Source organism: Streptomyces sp. NPDC090108, assembly GCF_044747185.1.
In the GTDB taxonomy this organism is placed as follows: Bacteria; Actinomycetota; Actinomycetes; order Streptomycetales; family Streptomycetaceae; genus Streptomyces.
In genome coordinates, this window is record NZ_JBIVDQ010000007.1 from 75795 (window position 1) to 95414 (window position 19620).

At 69.4% G+C, this 19620-nt stretch carries 12 protein-coding genes, 2 pseudogenes and 1 CRISPR repeat array; all 14 genes and pseudogenes read left to right on the forward strand.

All coding sequences use genetic code 11. From position 1 onward, the window contains the following. Positions 1-134 precede the first annotated feature (134 nt). Positions 135-1811, forward strand: a complete 1677-nt coding sequence (casA, locus tag ACIPRD_RS24340; protein WP_401565918.1) for a type I-E CRISPR-associated protein Cse1/CasA — start codon at positions 135-137, stop codon at positions 1809-1811. Beyond that, positions 1808-3019 (forward strand): type I-E CRISPR-associated protein Cse2/CasB, encoded by a 1212-nt coding sequence (gene casB, locus ACIPRD_RS24345; RefSeq protein ID WP_401565920.1) that lies wholly within the window; start codon positions 1808-1810, stop codon positions 3017-3019. The genes casA and casB overlap by 4 nt, the downstream gene beginning before the upstream one ends. A gap of 149 nt (positions 3020-3168) precedes the next feature. Next, positions 3169-4353: a type I-E CRISPR-associated protein Cas7/Cse4/CasC gene (gene cas7e / locus ACIPRD_RS24350; protein WP_401565923.1), complete on the forward strand. Its 1185-nt coding sequence runs from the start codon at positions 3169-3171 to the stop codon at positions 4351-4353. Then, entirely contained in the window at positions 4350-5141 is a 792-nt protein-coding gene (cas5e, locus tag ACIPRD_RS24355; RefSeq protein ID WP_401565925.1) for a type I-E CRISPR-associated protein Cas5/CasD, read from the forward strand. The genes cas7e and cas5e overlap by 4 nt, the downstream gene beginning before the upstream one ends. A gap of 4 nt (positions 5142-5145) precedes the next feature. After that, a complete protein-coding gene (gene cas6e, locus ACIPRD_RS24360) occupies positions 5146-5931 on the forward strand; it encodes a type I-E CRISPR-associated protein Cas6/Cse3/CasE (RefSeq protein ID WP_401566454.1) in 786 nt (261 codons plus the stop codon). Next, positions 5924-6928: a type I-E CRISPR-associated endonuclease Cas1e gene (cas1e, locus tag ACIPRD_RS24365; protein ID WP_401565928.1), complete on the forward strand. Its 1005-nt coding sequence runs from the start codon at positions 5924-5926 to the stop codon at positions 6926-6928. The genes cas6e and cas1e overlap by 8 nt, the downstream gene beginning before the upstream one ends. Then, positions 6925-7248, forward strand: a complete 324-nt coding sequence (gene cas2e / locus ACIPRD_RS24370; protein WP_401565931.1) for a type I-E CRISPR-associated endoribonuclease Cas2e — start codon at positions 6925-6927, stop codon at positions 7246-7248. Before cas1e ends, cas2e begins: the two co-directional genes overlap by 4 nt. Positions 7249-7292: 44 nt before the next feature. Further along, positions 7293-8846: direct repeats of the CRISPR family, unit length 28 nt; unit sequence GTCGTCCCCGCGCCCGCGGGGGTTGCTC. Between the two features lie 10 nt (positions 8847-8856). Continuing rightward, positions 8857-10104 (forward strand): annotated as a pseudogene (locus tag ACIPRD_RS24375) (thiopeptide-type bacteriocin biosynthesis protein); the annotation flags it as partial. Next, on the forward strand, positions 10101-11369 hold the full coding sequence (locus ACIPRD_RS24380) for a lanthionine synthetase C family protein (RefSeq protein ID WP_401565933.1): 1269 nt from the start codon (positions 10101-10103) through the stop codon (positions 11367-11369). The pseudogene ACIPRD_RS24375 and the gene ACIPRD_RS24380, both read left to right, overlap by 4 nt. 16 nt (positions 11370-11385) lie before the next feature. Then, positions 11386-13464: a methyltransferase, FxLD system gene (fxlM, locus tag ACIPRD_RS24385; RefSeq protein WP_401565936.1), complete on the forward strand. Its 2079-nt coding sequence runs from the start codon at positions 11386-11388 to the stop codon at positions 13462-13464. An 83-nt stretch (positions 13465-13547) separates the two neighbouring features. Further along, positions 13548-15158: an NUDIX hydrolase gene (locus tag ACIPRD_RS24390; protein ID WP_401565938.1), complete on the forward strand. Its 1611-nt coding sequence runs from the start codon at positions 13548-13550 to the stop codon at positions 15156-15158. After that, complete coding sequence (locus ACIPRD_RS24395) at positions 15155-16396, forward strand: MFS transporter (protein ID WP_401565940.1); 1242 nt, start codon at positions 15155-15157, stop codon at positions 16394-16396. The genes ACIPRD_RS24390 and ACIPRD_RS24395 overlap by 4 nt, the downstream gene beginning before the upstream one ends. Positions 16397-16593: 197 nt before the next feature. Continuing rightward, positions 16594-17405: pseudogene (locus tag ACIPRD_RS24400) on the forward strand (IS5 family transposase). Between the two features lie 742 nt (positions 17406-18147). Further along, the gene (locus tag ACIPRD_RS24405; RefSeq protein ID WP_401565942.1) at positions 18148-19314 is read left to right on the forward strand and encodes an NAD-dependent formate dehydrogenase; all 1167 of its coding nucleotides are present in this window, start codon (positions 18148-18150) and stop codon (positions 19312-19314) included. The last annotated feature ends 306 nt before the right edge of the window (positions 19315-19620 follow it).

Here is a 19620-nt window from a genome sequence, read left to right on the forward strand (position 1 = left end):
AAGTGTCGAACCTTGCCTCCAGGCTTGAGGTCACTGGCAGCCACTTGCACAACGTGCTTTACCTGAAACCGAGTTACGCACTGCCATTCGTGATCTCCGTAAGGAGATCCAATGGCGCGCAGAGGGGGAAGGTCATGGAATGGGACGGTGACCTGGTCCGGCAACGCTGGCTGGCCGGCATCGGATTGGGCGGCGAGGGCCGGGAGTCGGGCCTGCTGGAGACGCTGAACAACGCGCACGAGATCCGGCAACTGGATCTGCCGGTGCCGACGATGTTGCCGGCCGTGTTGCGTCAGGTGCTGTTGCCCGTCGTGTGCGACGCGCTGGGAGTGCCGCGGTCGCGCAAGGAGTGGGCGCAGCGGTTCGGGCAGGGCGGCTTTTCCTGCGAGGAGAAGGAGAAGCTCGCCGACTATCTCGGTCCGCGCTACGGAGACCGGTTCCGGCTCTTCTCCGAGCGGCCGTTCGCGCAGGTCGCGGGTCTGTCGGCCCTCAGCGGTGAGACCAAGACGTCGGCTCTGCTGGTTCCGTCGGCGGCGTCGGGGAACAACGTTCCGTTGTTCAGTGCGCTGAGCGAGGCCGATCATTTGGATCTGACGCCCGCCCAGGCCGTGTTGTGGCTGTTGCACGCCCACTGCTGGGACACGGCCGCGATCAAGACCGGGGCCGTGGGCGACGGACAGGCGAAGAACGGTAAGACGACCGGCAACCCGACAGGCCCGCTGGGACAGCTCGGCGTGGTCATTCCGACCGGCCGCACCCTGTACGAGACGCTGCTGTTGAACACACCGATCCTGTACGACGGGTTGGGCCCGGTCGACCGGCCGCAGTGGGCCTGGGACGAACGGCCGACGTCGTCCGGCGCGAAGTCGCCCGCAGGACCGGAGTGGTCGACGCGGCCCGCCTCAGGTCTGCTGGACCTGCTCACCTTCCAATCCCGCCGGATCAGGCTGATCCCGACCGAGACCGAACAGGGCCCCCGGGTACGACAGGTCGTCGTCTGCGGTGGCGACAGGCTCACGGCCACCCCCGATCAAGAACTCCACACCGCGTGGAACCACACCGCCAAGCCGAAGGCGGGCCAGCCGGCCCGCCGGCCCCGGCGCCACACCTCGGGCCGCACGGCATGGCAGGGCCTCAACGCACTGCTGGCGCTGTCGGTCCCGGTGGAGGGTGACGGCCCGTACACCTCCCTGCTGCTGCGCCAGATCAGCGACCTCCACGCGGAGAAGTACCTGTCCGCGGGTTTCGCCCTGGGGGTGGAGACCTGTGGTCTGGAGTACGGCAATCAGTCCGCGGTGGTGGAGAACGCGATCGCCGACACTCTCCCGCTGCCCGTCGCCGCCCTCCTCGCCGACAACGACTGGCTGCGCACACCTGTCCTGGAGTGCGTGGAGCAGGCCGACCGGGTGGCCAGAGCCCTGGACGGTCTCCAGAGCGATCTGCGGCGCGCCTGTGGCGGGGACCCGCTCCCGCGGGACAAGGGCGAGAGGCCCTCGCTGCTCCTCCTCCACGCGGTCGACGACAAGATGCGGCGTCTGCTGGCCGGGCTGCGGACCATCGGCGACGACGACGAGCTGCTGGAGCGCGCTCAGGAGGCATGGGAGATCACGCTGCACCGAGCAGCGCGACGGCAGGCGGACATGTTGCTGGCCGCCGTACCGCCCCGGGCCGTGATCGGCCGCACGGAGAAGGTCAACGGCAAGGAGATCGTGTTCCGCAGCGGCAAGGCCACCGGCGCCTTCCACGCCAGGCTCGGCGAGATCCTCACCCGCGTCAGCGAAGTCGCGGCAGTGCGGGGAGGGACGGCATGAGCACCGTAACAGCTGTGTCCGGAGGGAACCGCCGCCTCTACTACTGGGAGGAGGTCACCGAGAACTGGTCCACACCTCGTAGCCCGTCGAACGCCGCTGGTCTGCCCACGTGGGCCGAACATGGCCTGCGCGCGCTGCGCGAGGGTCTGGGACGAGAACCGGGCACCGTGGCCGGCATGCGATACCTGCACCGGGTGGAACTCACCGACACCGCCCGGAACGCGGAGCACATGCCCCGCTCCTACCAGGCCGAGCACGCCGCACTCACCCTTTTCGGTCTGCACCAGCACGGGGCGGCGAAACCCGTCCACCGCCCCGGCACCGGCCTGGGCTCGGCCTGCCAGGCGCTGTGGCTGCATCAGGCCGCCGATTCCCAGAAGACCGGAGGCCGGCGCCTTACCACCGAGCAGGAACGACGGACAGCCACTCCCGTGCAACGGCGGCTTGCTGCCGCCGCGACAGCACTGGACCTCGACGAACTCGTTCACCATCTTCGCGGTCTGGTGCCGATGCTGCGGCAGGCGGAGATCGGCCTGGACTACACGCGCCTCCACCGTGACCTGTGTGACTGGCTGACACCTCACCACGGCCGGGTGCTGCGCGCCTGGGGCCTGCAGTCCACTGGCTCCCCCGCCGACGCCGCAGAGAGCCGGCACGGTGAGAAGGATGTGGCGCCTGCCTACTGGGCCGGTTTCGACCCTGCCCGTCCGGACGCCGGAGCCGAACTGGCTGCCCTGCGCTCCGGTCTGGGCGAGGAGGCCGGAACGGTCCCGGCCATGTGGGGCTACTACCGCACGACGATGGGCAGCGAGCTGCGCGCCAAGGGCGCGCTGACCCGGGACCTGATCGCCGAGCACGCCGCGCTGGCTCTCTTCGGGTTGCACCAACAGGGCCGGAAGCAGTCGATGCATACGCCCGATGCCAGCCCCGGCACCGCGTGCCGGCTCCTGCTCGCGCGGAACAAGAACACGGACCGGGCTGCGCTGGAACGCAGACTCGGTGTCCTGCTCACCTCCCTGGACACCGGCGAGCTGACTCACCACCTGCGCAGTCTCGTTCCTCTGCTGCGGCAGGCGGACATCGGCCTCGACTACGACCTCCTGCGCAAGGCCCTGCGGCACTGGGACGACCCCAAACGGCCGGACGCGCAGTCCCGGCTCCGCAGCACGTGGGACCGCGACTTCCGCCGCACGGACCCGCAGACCTGACCAGCAGCAAATCGGAGCCGCGCCTCCCCACACGCACGACACCACGCCTCACACCCGCCACCGCCCCGGCACGCCGCAGGCCTCACGTCGCCCATGCGGATCTTCCGTGCCCCCTGTCATCCCGTACTCACCTTCGAAGGAGCCACGCCATGGCCAAGCCCACCCTGTTCATCGAGGTCCACATTCTGCAGAGCCTTCCGCCGTCCAACATCAACCGGGACGACTCGGGCACCCCCAAGCAGGCCCTCTACGGCGGTGCGCGCCGCGCCCGCGTCTCCTCGCAGGCGTGGAAGCGTGCCACCCGCATCGAGTTCGCCAAGGGCGAGGAGCCCGCGGACCGCGCCACCCGGACGAAGCGGATCGCCGCCCTGCTCTCCCAGAGGCTCGCGGCTCCTGCCGGCGACGGCGGTGCGGGACTCGACACCGCCCAGGCCGACCGGCTGGCCACTGCCCTGCTGGAGCCGCTGGGCATCAAGAAGTCAACCAAGAAGGAAGAGCAGTCCGCCTACCTCCTCTTTTTCGGCAAGCGTCAGCTCGACGCTCTCATCGCCCTCCTCGACGGACGCGCGGCGGACCTCGCCGCGCTCACCGACAAGGAGCTCGGAGAGGAGATCAAGCAGCTTCCCGTGGTTTCGGCGCTGTCCACCGGCCACCCGGCCGAGGTGGCGCTCTTCGGACGGATGGTCGCCGACCTGAAGGAGCTGAACGTCGACGCCGCCGTCCAGGTCGCCCACGCGCTGTCCACCCATGCCGTGCGGACCGAGTTCGACTACTTCACCGCTGTCGACGACGAGAACACCGACGACAGCGGTGCGGGCATGATCGGCACAGTGGAGTTCAACTCCTCCACCCTGTACCGCTACGCCGTCCTGGGCGCGCACCAGCTCCGCGAGAACCTCACCTCCGCCGAGGCCACCCGTGAGGCCGCCGTCCGGTTCGTGGACGCGTTCACCCGTTCGATGCCCACCGGTCACCAGAACTCCTTCGCCCACCGCACGCTGCCGCACCTGGTCCTGGTGACCGTCCGCACGGATCAGCCCGTCAACCTCGTCTCCGCCTTCGAGAAGCCCGTCACCGGCAACCAGGGGCTGGCCAACGAATCCGCACTGGCTCTCGCCGAGGAACTGCACTCCGTCGGCACCACATGGGGCAGCACACCCGCGCGGACCCTGGCGACCTATGCCCTGGAGAGCTCCAAGCTCCCGGACACCTTCGGCCCGTCCCTTCCGTTCCGCACCCTGCTCGACGAAGTCGGCGACCTGGTCGGAGCCTGGCTGACCGATGCGACGATCCCCGCCCAGAAGGCGGAGGCCGCGGAGGCCGGGAAGCGATGAGCGACCGCTCCGTACTCGTCCTGCGGCTGGCCGCCCCCCTGCAGTCCTGGGGCGGTCCCTCCCGCTACAACCGGCGTGACACCCGCCCCCAGCCCACGAAGTCCGGCATTCTCGGCATGCTCGCCGCAGCCGAGGGCCGCCCCCGTGAGACCGACTTGACCGACCTGCTCGGCCTACGACTCGGCGTCCGCGTCGACCAGCCCGGCACGCTGCTGCGCGATTACCACACGGTCAGTGACCACCGAGGTCTCCCCCTTCCGGCCGCCAAAGTCGACGCTAATGGCGTGCAGAAGAAGACCGGCCCGGCCAAGTACACCGGTGTCACGCAGCGCTACTACCTGCAGGATGCCGTCTTCACCGCCGCCCTGCACGGCCCCACCCCCCTGCTCGAAGACCTCGACCGCGCCCTACGTCGACCAGTCTTCCCGCTCTCGCTCGGCCGCCGGTCCTGCCCGCCGACCGGCCCGGTCAGCCTCGGCCTGCGCCCCAGCACCCACCTGCAGACCACGCTGTCGAACGAGCCCTGGCAGGCATCGGCACACCACCGCGACCACCACCGCGGCCCGACCGTGACGCTGGAAGCCACCGTCGAGGACCCGGCCGGCGACCTCCGCATCGCCGACGTGCCTGACACCTACGACCTGAAAGCCGGCACCGCCTTCCGCGAACGCGCCGTCCGTCACCTGTGGGTCACGCTGCCCACCGGCCGCGGACAGGACAGTGCAGCAGACGGCACTGCAGCCCCGACCGATCCCAACCATGACCCGTTCGCTCTCCTGGGCTGGTGACACCTTGCCGTACCTGTCGAAAATCGCCCTCAACCCGCGCCGCCGCAAGGCCGTCTCCCTGCTCGCCAACCCCCACCGGCTGCACGCCGCCGTACTGAGCGGGCTGGCCGTCCAGCCCGTCACCGAACGAGTCCTCTGGCGCCTCGAAACCAACACCGCACACCGCGCCGAAGTCCTCGTCCTCACCGAGAGCCGCCCCTCCTGGCACCACCTCGTGGAAGACGCCGGCTGGCCTGACGCCGACGGCGGTGAACCGCTCATCGCCGACTACACCCCTCTGCTGGAACGCCTCGCTCTCGGCAAAGAGTTCGCCTTCCGGCTCACGGCCAACCCGGTCCAGAACACACAGAACCCCAGCAAGCCCAGCAACGAGCAGACCCACCGTATGAAGACCGCGAGTGACGCCGGAGACAAGCGCCGCGGAGTGCGTGTGGCACACCGCACCGCCGCCCATCAACTCGCGTGGCTTCTCCAACGAGCCGAACGCCACGGCTTCACCATCCCCACCATCGCTACGACACCTGGCATCGACACCGGCACCACCACCGACACCGACATCGCACTCCCCGCCCCCGCCGTGTCCATCACCACCCGAGACACACTCCGCTTCCGCAAGGGCACCAACGGCCCGCACGTCACCCTCTCCACCGCCACCTTCCAGGGAAAGCTGCGCGTCACCAACCCCGAAGCACTGCGCGCCACCCTGCTGGAAGGAATCGGCCCCGCCAAGGGATACGGTCAGGGGCTGCTCACCCTCGCCCCGCTCCCCCGGCAGGCACACCATGGCTGACCCCTGGTGGCGAACCGGCCCGCAAGACGTCCACCGCATCCAAGACCGCGTCTCCAGCCTGTATGTCGAACGGTGCCACATCGACCGGGACGACAACGCGATCGTCCTGATCAACAAGGCCCGCATCGTCCACGTCCCGGCCGCCTACCTCGCCGTACTCCTGATCGGACCCGGCAGCCGCATCACCCACGCAGCCGTCGCCCTGCTCGCCGACTCCGCCACCTCGGTGTGCTGGGTCGGCGAGCAGGGCGTCCGCCTGTACGCCTCCGGTCTCAGCACCGCCCGCGGCTCCCAGCTCCAGCTTCGCCAGGCATGGCTCGTCACTCGCCCCAAGGAACGCGTCGCAGTGGCCCGCCGCATGTACGACCTTCGCTTCCCCGGAGAAGCCACCGCCATGCTGACTCTCCAACAACTCCGCGGTCGGGAGGGCACCCGCGTCCGCAAGCTCTACGCACATCACTCCGAACGCACCGGCGTACCGTGGACCAAACGTGACTACAAACCCGGGGACGCCTTCGCGAAGGGGGACGACGTCAACCGCCTCCTGTCCGCGGCCAACTCAGCCCTCTACGGCATCTGCCACGCCGTCATCGCCGGCCTCGGCGTCAGCCCGGCCCTCGGCTTCGTCCACACCGGCTCCGCACTCTCGTTCGTCCTGGACATCGCCGACCTCTACAAGGCCGAGTTCACCATTCCGCTCGCCTTCGACCTCACCGCCAAGGGCCTCACCACCGAGCGGGACGCCCGCACAGCGCTCCGCGACATTGTCGTCCAACACAAACTCCTCCCCCGCATCGTCACCGACATCAAGAACCTCCTCGTCCCCGACGGAGCCAGTCTCCCCGACGAGGACCTCAACGGTCTCTGGGACGGGGGCAACACCATCGTCAGTGGCGGCCGCAACTGGGCCAACCCCTTCGCCCCGGAAGCCCACCTTGACGTCATACCAACGGAACCGGACGAACCGCGCGATACAGGGCCAGAGGTAAGCGGATGAGCACGGGAACAACCGTCGTCATCCTGATCTCCGCACCACCTGGCTTGCGCGGCCACCTCACCCGATGGTTCGTCGAAGCAGCCCCCGGCATCTACGTCGGAACCCCCAACACCCGTATCCGCGACGGCCTCTGGCCCCTCGTCGCCGAGCGCATCCGCGACGGGCAGGCCATCATGATCGAACCAGCCCCGACCGAGCAGGGCTGGACCGTCCGAACCGCCGGCCAAGACCGCTGGACCCCAGTCGACTTCGACGGCCTCACCCTCATGGCCCGACCACGCCTCACCGGCAACGAACCATGGCGCCCAGAATCCAAGTGAATGAAAACCGCCCACCGCCCTGACAAAACCCCAGCTCACGAAGTGTCGTCCCCGCGCCCGCGGGGGTTGCTCACCATGTGGAGTTGTAGTGGTGCTGTATACGACGTCGTCCCCGCGCCCGCGGGGGTTGCTCCGGCACCCGGCAGGCCATGCGCAAGGCCATGGGGTCGTCCCCGCGCCCGCGGGGGTTGCTCCCCGTCGGGCGTCTTCCCGCCCCAGAGGTACGGGGTCGTCCCCGCGCCCGCGGGGGTTGCTCGGTGAGGAACAGCCACTGTGACGCGCTGGTGGCGTCGTCCCCGCGCCCGCGGGGGTTGCTCGGGTTGGCTGCCCGCCAGATCCGTGCGGCTTCCGTCGTCCCCGCGCCCGCGGGGGTTGCTCGTTGATCGTGGCGGTCTTCCCGCTGCCGCCGCTGTCGTCCCCGCGCCCGCGGGGGTTGCTCGGCCTTCACGTTCTCCAGCGACACCTGCGGGTCGTCGTCCCCGCGCCCGCGGGGGTTGCTCCGGCGTGGACATCATCGGCGGCGACATGCACGTGTCGTCCCCGCGCCCGCGGGGGTTGCTCGCCGCCGACGACGACCCTTCCGGGCAAGCTGCCGTCGTCCCCGCGCCCGCGGGGGTTGCTCGCCTGACGACGTCCTACCTCGAACAGCTCTACCGTCGTCCCCGCGCCCGCGGGGGTTGCTCTGACTCTGCGAGGTCTCGAACTCGCCACGCAGGGTCGTCCCCGCGCCCGCGGGGGTTGCTCCTCCTGCGCACGCAGGTTGCCACGGAGAAGAAGGTCGTCCCCGCGCCCGCGGGGGTTGCTCCCGCGTAGCGCAGATGCACGCCGCGTGCGAGCAGTCGTCCCCGCGCCCGCGGGGGTTGCTCGGTGTGCGGGTGGAACAGCTGGCCCTCGGTCTCGTCGTCCCCGCGCCCGCGGGGGTTGCTCCTGCTCGGGGACGACCAGATTCCCCTTCTGTCCGTCGTCCCCGCGCCCGCGGGGGTTGCTCGGCGCAGTACACCGGGCTCTGGTACCGCCGGTTGTCGTCCCCGCGCCCGCGGGGGTTGCTCGGCGAGCATCGCCGCAGCGATTTTCGGTACTCAGTCGTCCCCGCGCCCGCGGGGGTTGCTCGGACGGTGCGCAACTAGGACACTCGCCAGCCGCGTCGTCCCCGCGCCCGCGGGGGTTGCTCGGGCCTCGAGATCGGCGGCATCCTCCGCGTCCGGTCGTCCCCGCGCCCGCGGGGGTTGCTCGCCGCACCAGTGTGGGTGGGTCTCGCGTGGGTCGTCGTCCCCGCGCCCGCGGGGGTTGCTCCGGCAGTGGGATTTCACCCGCCCGACCCCTCATGTCGTCCCCGCGCCCGCGGGGGTTGCTCCATCCGCCAGACGCCCTGAGGGGGAAGCGTGAAGTCGTCCCCGCGCCCGCGGGGGTTGCTCCATTCACCACGCGCACCGCTTCGAATGGGTGTTGTCGTCCCCGCGGCCGCGGGGGTTGCTCCGACATCCAGGTGACCTGCGAGGGCGCCGCCGAGTCGTCCCCGCGCCCGCGGGGGTTGCTCTGTTCGTGCTGCCGCGCATCGTCGCCTTCGTGAGTCGTCCCCGCGCCCGCGGGGGTTGCTCCTCGTACAGCTTCGATTGGGGCGCTGCCGCGGCGATGCCGTTCCTGCCGAGACTGCGCTACGGCCGCACCGTGCTCGCACCGGCGCGCTGGCGGCTGGATGCGGCCGATCTGCCGCGCCGGGATCGTCCCGGTGCCGAGTGGGAGGTCGCGCTGTCCGGGTGGCGAGATCGTCGGCGACTGCCCCGGCGCGTGCAGCTCGTTCAGGACGACCGGCCGCTCCCGCTCGACCTAGACGAGGCGGCGCACCGTAGTCTGCTGCGCCAGCACCTCGACCGCACTCCTTCCGTGGTACTGACCGAGGCGGTCGGCCCGGAGGCGTACGGCTGGAACGGCGGTCGCGCCCACGACATCGCGATTCCCCTCAGGGCAACTCGGGTCCCTGCGTGGCCCGCGCTGCCCCAGCCGACTACAGCCCGCAACCTCTCGCGGGCACAGCTGCAGACACCGGCTGCCTCCTCGGTGCTGCTGGCCGCCCTATACGGGGACCGGCGCCGCCAGGACGTCGTGCTCTCCCGGCACGTGCCCGACTTGATCCGTCGGCTCGGCTCACCGCTATGGTGGTTCATCCGCTTCCGCGACCCCGGCCAGCATCTCCGCCTTCGCATCGCTCTGCCGGACCCGGACCACTTCGCCGCCACCGCCCGCGTGGTGAGCACGTGGGCTGACGAGCTGCGTGCCGTCGGCCTCCTGTCGGACCTGCGCTACCTCACCTCCTACCGCGAGATGGGCCGCTGGGGCTGCGGACCTGCATGGGACGCCGCCGAGGAGGTGTTCCGGGCGGACTCCCGCGCCGTCGTCGCTCAGCTCTCCCAGCCGCGACGCCCGCAGCAACGCACCCTGGTGGCAGTGCACTTCTTCGTGATCGCCTCCGCGTTCCTCGGGGGCTACGAGGCTGGCGCGCGCTGGCTGATCGACCACATTCCCCACCGTGCTCCCGCCCCGGTGCCTCGGCCGCAGTTCGCAGAAGCCGTGCGGCTGTCCGACCCACGTGAGGGCTGGGCAGCACTTCGTGCGGCTGCCGGGGGCGAAGCGACCGTGGCGGCGTGGGCCGACCGCTCTGCCGCGTTAGCCGCGTACCGGAAGCACCTGCCGGGACCGCACACCAAGGGCATCGACGTGGACGATGTGCTGACCTCTCTCCTGCACGTTCACTTCGTGCGGCACGTCGCCGTGAACTTTCCCGAGGAGGACGTCTGCCTCCACCTCGCCCGCGCCGCCGCCCTGGCCTTCAACGCCCGCTCTGCGAGGCCGCGGTGAGCGACCACCCCGCGCTTGCCCTGTCCGCGAGCATCGCGGATCGCCTCGCCCACCCCGACCTTGCGCCCGCCATGGTGTCCTCGGGAGAAGCCCGGCAGCATCTGGCCCTCGGGCCGATCGGTATCGCGCTGCTCCACATCGAGCGTGCGGCAGCGGGACTCGGACCCTGGCAGCGCGCGCACGACTGGCTGACCGGCGCCACCCGCTTGCCGTTCACCAGCGGAGTCGACAGCCATCCCTTCTACGGCGCCCCCGCGCTCGCTCACGTCCTGGCCTGCGCTTCCGAATGTCTGCCCGGCGCGTACGAGCGCGATCTCGACCTCTTGGACCGGCAGACGTCCGACGACGTACGGCGCCGCCTGGACGCCGCGCACCACCGGATCGACGCCGGGCAGCTCCCGGCGGTCGCCGAGTTCGACGCCATCCGGGGCCTGGCCGGCTTCGGCGGCTACTTCCTCCGCCGAGACCCGACCGGCCCAGCTCTGCAGGCGATCCTCGACTACTGTGTCCGCCTTACCGAACCCGTGACCCACGACGGCGAAGTCCTCCCCGGCTGGTGGGCGCTCACCGGTCCTTCCGGTCGGCCGGACGACCGGTATCCCGGCGGTCACGGCAACAACGGCATGGCCCACGGAATCGGCTCGATCCTCGCGCTGCTCAGCCTCTCCGCCTGCTCCGGTGCCGTCGTGCCCGGACAGCACCAGGCCATGCGCACCGTCCTGGCCTGGCTCGACCGGTGGAAGACGAGCACCACACTCGGACCGGCGTGGCCGTACTGGCTCACCCGGGACGACCTCCACACCGGGCAGCCCGCCGCCACAGCACCCCGACGTCCCTCATGGTGTTACGGCACCGCCGGCCTGGCGCGTGCCCAGCAGCTCGCGGCGCTCGCGCTCGGCGACGTCGAGCGCCGCGCACAGGCCGAGGCTGCACTCGTGGGCGCACTCACCGAACCCGCGCAGCTCCGCGCCACGGTCGACACCGGGCTCTGCCACGGCGTCACGGGACTCGCCCACCTCGCCGCCCGGACCGCCTCCGATGCCTCCCCCGATACCGCCGCCGAGCTTCGCGCGGTCATCCCGTCCCTGCTCGTCAGGCTCCTCCCATCCGGGGGGTCGCCCGAGGATGCGGCCATGACGCTCGTGCACGACAGCGCCGGGTCCGGTCTCCTCGACGGCGCCGCAGGAACCGCCCTCGGCGTACTCGCCGCCGCAAGCACCGGTAGGCCCAGCACCTCCTGGGACGCCTGCCTGCTCATCGCCTGAACCTGAAAGGACCCCGATGCCGCCCGACCACTGGCAGCAGCACACGATCACCTTCATCGGACGGGACACCGCGCGCGCCGCCATCGCCGACCGCCTCGGCCCCGCGCTGCTCGCCACGGAACCCGACTTAGCCACCTGCTGGTGGTTCATGAACAAGCAGCCCTGGCCGCTTCGCTACCTGGCCGACCACCCCGACCCGGCCCTGGAAGCTCTTCTGAACGACCTCGTCACGGATGGCATCGCGCGCTCCTGGACGACTGGCATCTACGAACCGGAGACAGACACCTTCGGCGGCGCGGACGCCATGACGGCCGCGCACACCCTGTTCCACGAGGACAGCCGGCACCTGCTCACCTACCAGCCCGCACCAGGCAGGTTGGGCCGCCGTGAGACCGCCGTCCTGCTGATGAGCAGCATGATGCGGGCCGCGAAACTCGACTGGTTCGAGCAGGGGGACGTCTGGGCCAAGATCGCTGCGCTACGCCCCGGCACCGGCGAGACCGCCCTCGACCGATCCGAGATCCTCCTGCCGTCGATGCGGGTGTTGATGTCCGTCGAGGCGCGCAGTCTCTGCCGCCCCGGCGGGCCGCTCGCCGGCCATGAGGAGTGGGTCGCCGCGTTCGAGCAGCTCGGCTCAGCCCTGTCCTACCTATCTGACCAGGGCGAACTGACCCGCGGTCTGCGGGCGGTCATCGCGCACCACTTCGTCTTCCACGCCAACCGTGCCGGTCTGCCCAGGTCGGACCAGCACACCCTGTCCCACATCGCACGAGAGGTAGTCATGGGATCGAGTGACAACACCGCGTCATCGGCGGCGCGTATCCCCGCGGCCGATAGCGTCAGCGCGGTGAAGACCGACACGCTCACCACGCACGAGGCCGAAGCCGAACAGCTCCGCAACGCTCTGGTGGACCGAATCCGGGCAGACGGCCACGCCCGCACCCCCGCCGTCGAGGCCGCTCTGCGCGCCGTGCCGCGCCACCTGTTCGTTCCTGAAACACCGCTCGCCGATGCCTACGCCGACGCACCGGTGAACATCAAGTACGACACGGACGGCACCTCGATCTCCTGCGCATCCCAGCCCACCGTCGTCGCCCTCATGCTGGACCAGCTCCAGGTCCAGGCCGGTGAGCGCATCCTCGAACTCGGCGCCGGCACCGGCTACAACGCCGCCCTCCTCGCCCACCTGGTCGGTGAGGACGGGCACGTCACCACCCTCGACGTCGACGACGACCTCGTCGAGGGGGCCCGCGCCCACCTCGCCACCGCCGGCGTCACCAACGTTGAGGCGGTGACCCGCGACGGAGCCCTCGGTCATGCCGAAGGTGCGCCGTACGACCGGATCATCGCCACCGTCGGCGCGCACGGCATCCCGCACGCCTGGCTCGCCCAACTCGCCCCCGGTGGGCGGCTCGTCACTCCCCAGCGACTCAAGGGCAGCGTCTCGCGCTCCATCGTCTACGAGAACCGCGCAGGCCGGTGGGTGTCGTCCGGCTCGCAGATGAACACCTTCATGCCGCTACGGCGCGGCATCGCCGACGACGACCGGCGCGTCGTCCCTCTCACCACGGACGGCACCGTACGGCTCCAGGCCCCGGCCGGACAGCAGATCGACGCCGACGCTCTGGCCGGCGTCCTGGAGCAGCCGCGGACCGAGGAGTGGACCGGCATGAAGGTCCGGGCCATGGAAAGCCCGGAGTGGATGGAACTGTTCGTCTCCTGCTCCCTTCCCTCCGGCCTGCTCCGGATGCTGTTCCCGAAGACCGCCAAGGGCACGGTGCTCACCGACGACCCGTACCCCTCATCCACGGCCACCGTGGACAAGGGCGCTCTCACCTACCTCGCCCGGCGCCCGCTGGAGGAGAAGACCCCCGACGGCGAGAAGCTCTGGGAGTTCGGCGTCATCGGCCACGGCCCCGGCAGCGAGCAACTGGCAGCAACAGTCGCTGCCGCCATCCGGACCTGGGACCACACCTACCGCGCCAGCGAGGCAACGTTCGAGATCCTCCCCCTCGACGCCTCCGCGATCGAGGAGCGACCCGGCATCTTCCTCCTCGACACCCCGCTGAACCGCGTTCTCGTCACCTGGCCGTAGCCCGCCGAGCGTGGGGTGCCCGCCGCCTACCGGCGCGCACCCCACGCTGCAGCCCCGTGCATATTCGCCTCTGGGGAGACCACATGGACCCGCACGGCGCCATAGCCCAGCGCTTCCCCCTCGTATCCCGCTTCCGCCCCACCTGCCTGCCCCTGTCACGACGCGTCCACGCCCTGACCGAACTCGCCGACACTGCCGTCGCGGAAGCGGACCAGGGCCTGGCATCCGCGGTCTACAACCAGGCTGCACTCATCGCCTCCGACGTCGCCCTCCCCGACCTCGCACGAGAGTGGTGCCACCAGCACGCCGCCGCCTACCTCCACGCCGCGCCTCTTGCCGGGATGACCGCAATCCGGGCGCTCGAACCTGTGGTCAACCTTGCCCGCCTCCAGATCCGCGCGGGCAAGAAAGATGACGGGCGGCACCGCTTGCTCGCCCTCTACAAGGCCATCAGCGACGCCACCGGGACGCAATTCGAAGGCATTCGCATACCTGCGGACCTTACGGTCAGCGACGTCGACCGTCAGGAAGTACGCGCATGGCTATGGCGGGTAGTCCTGGCCGACGGCACCCGCACCCTGACCACCGCGGGCCGCTGGAACGATGCCCTGGCCCACATCGAAGACCACAACGGCATCGGGCGGCGAATGCTCGACGGCCGCCAGGTCGCCGTCATCGCCGCACTAAGCAACGACCCTGCCCACGCTGCCGACCTCGTGGCTCAGACAGCAGCCGGCGAACCATGGGAGAACGCCGTCACCTCCGGCCTCGAAGTGCTATGCCGCCGACTGACACACCGTCCCGTCGACCACCAGCTCTCCGAACTGGTGGAAAGCTACATCCAGCACAAACCCGATCACGGAACGACCGTCTTCGACACCCGACTCGGCCTGACCATCCTGGATCTCCTCGACCAGCCGAACGGTCCCGCAGCCCGCCGCATCGCGCTGCAGCTGCATCACCGAGCAACCGCAGCAAGCGACGGATACGCCGCCCGCGAATGCCTGACTGATCCACGCTTCACCGAACTCATGAACCCCGGGCAGGCTCAGGCTGCCCGCAGCCTCATCCTCGCCTGCGCCCTGGAAAGCGGTGACCTGCCCGCGCCTGAAGCCGCCCAGATACTCCGCGCCCTCCAGCTCAGCGACAAGGTGATCCGTACGAGCGTGGCCTCCGCCCGGCCTGCACGCATCTCCAGCCGCCCTCGTAGCGCCCGACCTCCCCTGCCGCACGCTGCTGTCGGGGTCGGCGCGATCCTCCTCGGGCCCCAAGGCGTGCTCCTGGGCCGCCATCGGCACGGCACCATCGAATTACCCGGCGGATCCGTCGAGAGCGGGGAGTCTTTCGAAGAGGCCGTGGTCCGCGAACTCAACGAGGAGACTGGTCTGATCGCCCACTCGAACGACGTCAGCCTCCTGGGAACGCTCATCGACCGGGTCGAAGGTGTTCTGCGGGTCACGGTGGGCGCCCTGGTGCATGACTGGCGGGGACAGCCAGCCACGCAGCCGAACGAGAGCGTCGGCGACTGGGCCTGGTATCCCCTCGACCAGATGCCCGACGGTTTGTTCGTATGCAGCGCGCAGATCCTCACCGCCTGGCGACCCAAGCTGCCCATCGACCACACCCCAGCGCACTTCACGCCCTTCGCCTACCGCACACCTCACTCCACGCCCCCGGCGGACGGCCTCACGTGACAGCCACAGCGAAATCGAGCCTGTGGCGGCACCACGACTTCCGCCTCTACTGGACAGGTCAGGCCAGCGACGTCTTGGGCTCCTCGCTCAGCTCAGTGGCCATCCCTCTGGTCGCGGTCGTAAGCCTGCACGCCACGACGTGGCAGGCCGCCGTCCTCGCTGCGGTGCAGAAGACGCCTCCTCTACTGTTCTCGCTGCCTGCGGAAGCGTGGTGTGACCGCGTCCGCAAACGGCCCCTGATGATGGCGACGAGCCTGATCTGTGCGGCAGCGATGGGATCAATTCCCTTGGCTGCCGCATACGGCAGGCTGTCCCTGATCCAGTTGTGGGTGGCGGCCTTCGTGGTCGGCTCCTGCCACGTCGTGGGCATGGCAGCCAGCCTCTCGTATATCCCCCACCTTCTGCCACCGCACCGGCTCCTGGAGGCGAACGCCAAACTGGCGAGCGCCAACACGCTCGCCGACATCGGCGGTCCAGCCCTCGCCGGCGCGCTGATCGGCGTGATCGGAGCTGCCCGCGCGGTCGCCGCTGACGCGGTCTCCTACTTGGTCACCGCCTGGTGCACCCTGCACATCCGCAGCCCCGAGGGCGCCCCGAGCCCGCCCACCGCAAAACCGAACCTACGCAGCGAGATCCGGGCTGGCCTCGCCTATACCTGGGGCCATCCCGTCATCGGCCCGCTCGTGACCACGAATGCGATCACTTCCACGGTCCTCGCCGGTACCAACGCGATCTGGGTCGTGTACCTGATCCGCGAACTGCACTGGTCACCTGAGGCGTTTGCCGTGGTCACGAGCACCGGGGCAAGCGGAGGGTTCCTCGCCTCCCTCGTTACGCCCCGCCTCACCGCTCGCTACGGAGCAGGCCCCGTCATGATCAGCGCGCTGACCTTGACACCCGTCAGCCAGCTGCCGCTCCTCCTCGCCAGCCCGGGGCCCGCCGGACAACTCTGGGTCGGCTGCGGCCTGTTCGTGCAACTCTTCGGCGCGGTGACGCATGGCCTGACCCAGCGCACCGTGCGCCAGCATGCCTGCACGCCCGGCATGCAAGGCCGCATGCAAGCAACCGGCCAGTGGACCGCGTTCGGGCTCCGTCCCTTCGCTGCCCTCCTCGCGGGCTACGCCAGCACCGCACTGGGCCTGCACACCACCCTGGCTCTCGCCACCTGTCTACTCATCCTGCCGCCGATCCGGCTGGCCCTCACCCCGATCCCGGCGCTGCGACTGGCCACCCCTTGACCGAAGCCACCACCGCTAAGACTCCATCCTCCCCGGGGCTGGAGATCAGGCCACTGCTTCCTCAGCGACGCAACCCACAGTGGCGGACACCAGCAGACGTGGAATTGGTGCCCTGCCTCTCGCCGAGCGGTAGGGCACCAATTCCGTGTTCAGTCCCTAGGGGGCGTCTTTCCGATCATCCGATCGTTGGTCTGGTCGTGAGGGATGGGGAGATATCTGACGCCGCGTGGACGGTGATCGAGCCGTTGTTACCGCCCGTGGGCCGGGCTCGTGGCCGGTGGCGGGATCACCGCCAGGTGCTCGAGGGCATCGTGTTCAAGTTCCGCACCGGCCTGCCCTGGAGGGACCTCCCCGAGAGGTTCGGCCCCTGGCAGACCGTTCACGGGCGGTTCGCCCGCTGGGCCGCGGACGGCACCTTCGACCGCCTGCTGGCAGCAGCCCAGTCCTTGGCGGAGGTGGACTGGCTGGTCGCCATCGACTCCACGACCGTTCGGGCCCACCAGCACGCCGCCGCCAAAGGGGGCTCGAAGAACGCGGACTCGGACGCTCCCGCGGCGGGCTGACCTCCAAGATCCACCTCGCATGCAACGGCCTCGGCAGACCGCTCGCCTTCCTGCTCACCGGCGGCAACCGCAACGACTGCACCCAGGCCGAAGCCGTCATCGACGCGATTCGCGTCGCCCGGTCCGGGCCCGGACGGCCACGGGTCCGACCGGACCGGGTCGTGGCCGACAAGGGCTACTCGGCCCGCTCGTTCCGCGCCTAGCTGCGCAGACGCGGAATCAAGGCGACCATCCCCGAACGGATCGACCGACTAGCCGGCCGGGCACGACGCGGCGAACGCCGGTGCGGCTTCGACAAGACCGCCTACCGCCGCCGCAACGTCGTCGAACGCTGCTTCCACCGCCTCAAACAATGGCGGGGCATCGCCACCCGCTACGACAAACACCCCGACCGCTACCAGGCCGCGATCACCCTCGCCAACACACTCATCTGGCTCGACACGTGATCGACAAGACGCTCCCTAGGCGCGACCCTGTTGGACAGGGTCCGCACGTCCTCGGGGTGCAGCAGGTTGTGCCTCCGTGGACCTGATCCCGGCTGGCTACTGGTTCACCGACGTCCGCGTTCGGTGCCGCCCCCTCCCGCACGGGACGTCCTCAGGAGCCGAGCGGAATTCGCACCCGAGGCAGAAACTCAGAGCGAATCAGGAAACGTAATGGAGTGCGCGCCGCGAACTCGCCACCGCACGTCGCACCCACGATCGCACCGGGCACCCCACGTCCACCTTCCAGTGACGCCATATCTCATGCCGCACCTGCATGGGTTTTGATCCGTTCGATGCCGCAGATGCGGCTACTTCTTACCCCACTCCCTCGCATATGCATCTCACGAACCCCTTTGGGCCGTGTGACTTGACTCACCCTGCGGACGCGTCCACCCCGAGGTGCGACTTCCCCACACCAAAGCCGTCAGGGGGTGCGCACGAACGGAGGTAGCCGGCGACAGGTTCCCCAACTAAAGCTCCTCGCAATTTACTTGACGAACAAAGGCCAGTAGCGGGTCACGCCTCGGCCGCGCAACGACACTCGATCCAGGATGTTGAATTTTGAACATATAGGCACCGCCTATTAACTGGCCGAGACTGCTTCTTTGACGCAGCCAGGGGTGCGGGTGGAGTGTGGATTTCAGCGCGGAAACCGGAAAAACATTCCGGAGCCGATTCCGTGTTTTCCGACTGGAGGAATATCGTGGCGAAGATTGTCTGTGTTCTGTACCCGGACCCCGAGACGGGCTTCCCGCCGAAGTACGCACGGAACGACCTGCCGAAGATCGAGGGCTACCCGGGTGGCCAGACCCTGCCGTCGCCGAAGGCGATCGACTTCACGCCGGGTGAGCTGCTGGGCAGCGTCTCCGGTGAGCTGGGTCTGCGTGCGTTCCTCGAGTCCCGCGGTCACGAGCTGGTCGTCACCTCCGACAAGGAGGGTCCGGACTCGGAGCTGGACCGTCACCTCGCGGACGCCGACGTGGTGATCTCGCAGCCGTTCTGGCCCGCCTACCTCACCCCGGAGCGGATCGCGAAGGCCCCGAAGCTGAAGCTGGCGCTGACCGCCGGCATCGGCTCCGACCACGTCGACCTGGACTCCGCGATCGCCCGCGGCATCACGGTCGCCGAGGTCACCTACTCCAACAGCATCAGCGTCGCCGAGCACGCGGTGATGATGGTCCTGTCCCTGGTCCGCAACTACCTGCCCTCGCACAAGATCGCCTCCGAGGGCGGCTGGAACATCGCCGACTGCGTCTCCCACTCCTACGACCTCGAGGGCATGGACGTCGGCGTCATCGCCGCCGGCCGCATCGGTGTCGCGGTCCTGCGCCGCCTGAAGCCCTTCGACGTCAAGCTCCACTACACCGACAAGCGCCGCCTGCCCCGCGAGATCGAGGAAGAGCTGAACCTCACCTTCCACGCCACCGCGCAGGACCTCGCGAAGAACGTGGACGTGGTCTCCATCCACGCCCCGCTGCACCCCGAGACGATCAACCTGTTCGACGAGAAGCTCCTGAACAGCATGCGCAAGGGCTCCTACATCGTGAACACCGCCCGCGCCCAGATCGTGGACCGTGACGCGGTCGTGCGCGCCCTGGAGTCGGGTCAGCTCGGCGGTTACGCCGGTGACGTGTGGTACCCGCAGCCGGCCCCGGCCGACCACCCGTGGCGCACCATGCCGTTCAACGGCATGACCCCCCACATCTCCGGCACCTCCCTGACCGCGCAGGCCCGTTACGCGGCCGGCACCCGGGAGATCCTGGAGTCCTTCCTGGACGGCACCCCGATCCGCGACGAGTACCTCATCGTCGACGGCGGCAAGCTCGCCGGCACCGGCGCCGCCTCCTACACCGCGGGCGACAAGAAGTAGGACTGAGAAACGCTGAATCGAGAGGCCGTTTTTCCAGGGGGTGAACCTTCAGGAAGGACGGCCTCTCGGTGTTTCACTGTGCAGCACTCTGCCTGAGCAGACTACGCGTGCTGGCAGCGAATAACGAGCTCTGCTGGAAAATTCGGACGAGCTGCCGACAGAGCTGATTAAATGCGCTCTCATAAATATCTCCTATCTTGCTTTCGGCCTTTTCGTGAAGCCGGTCCCGCACACAATGCTTGACGGTTCCCGTCATGGCCGTCGGCTCCTTGGGGGTCCCCAGGAGCGAGGGCACACGGATCGCCG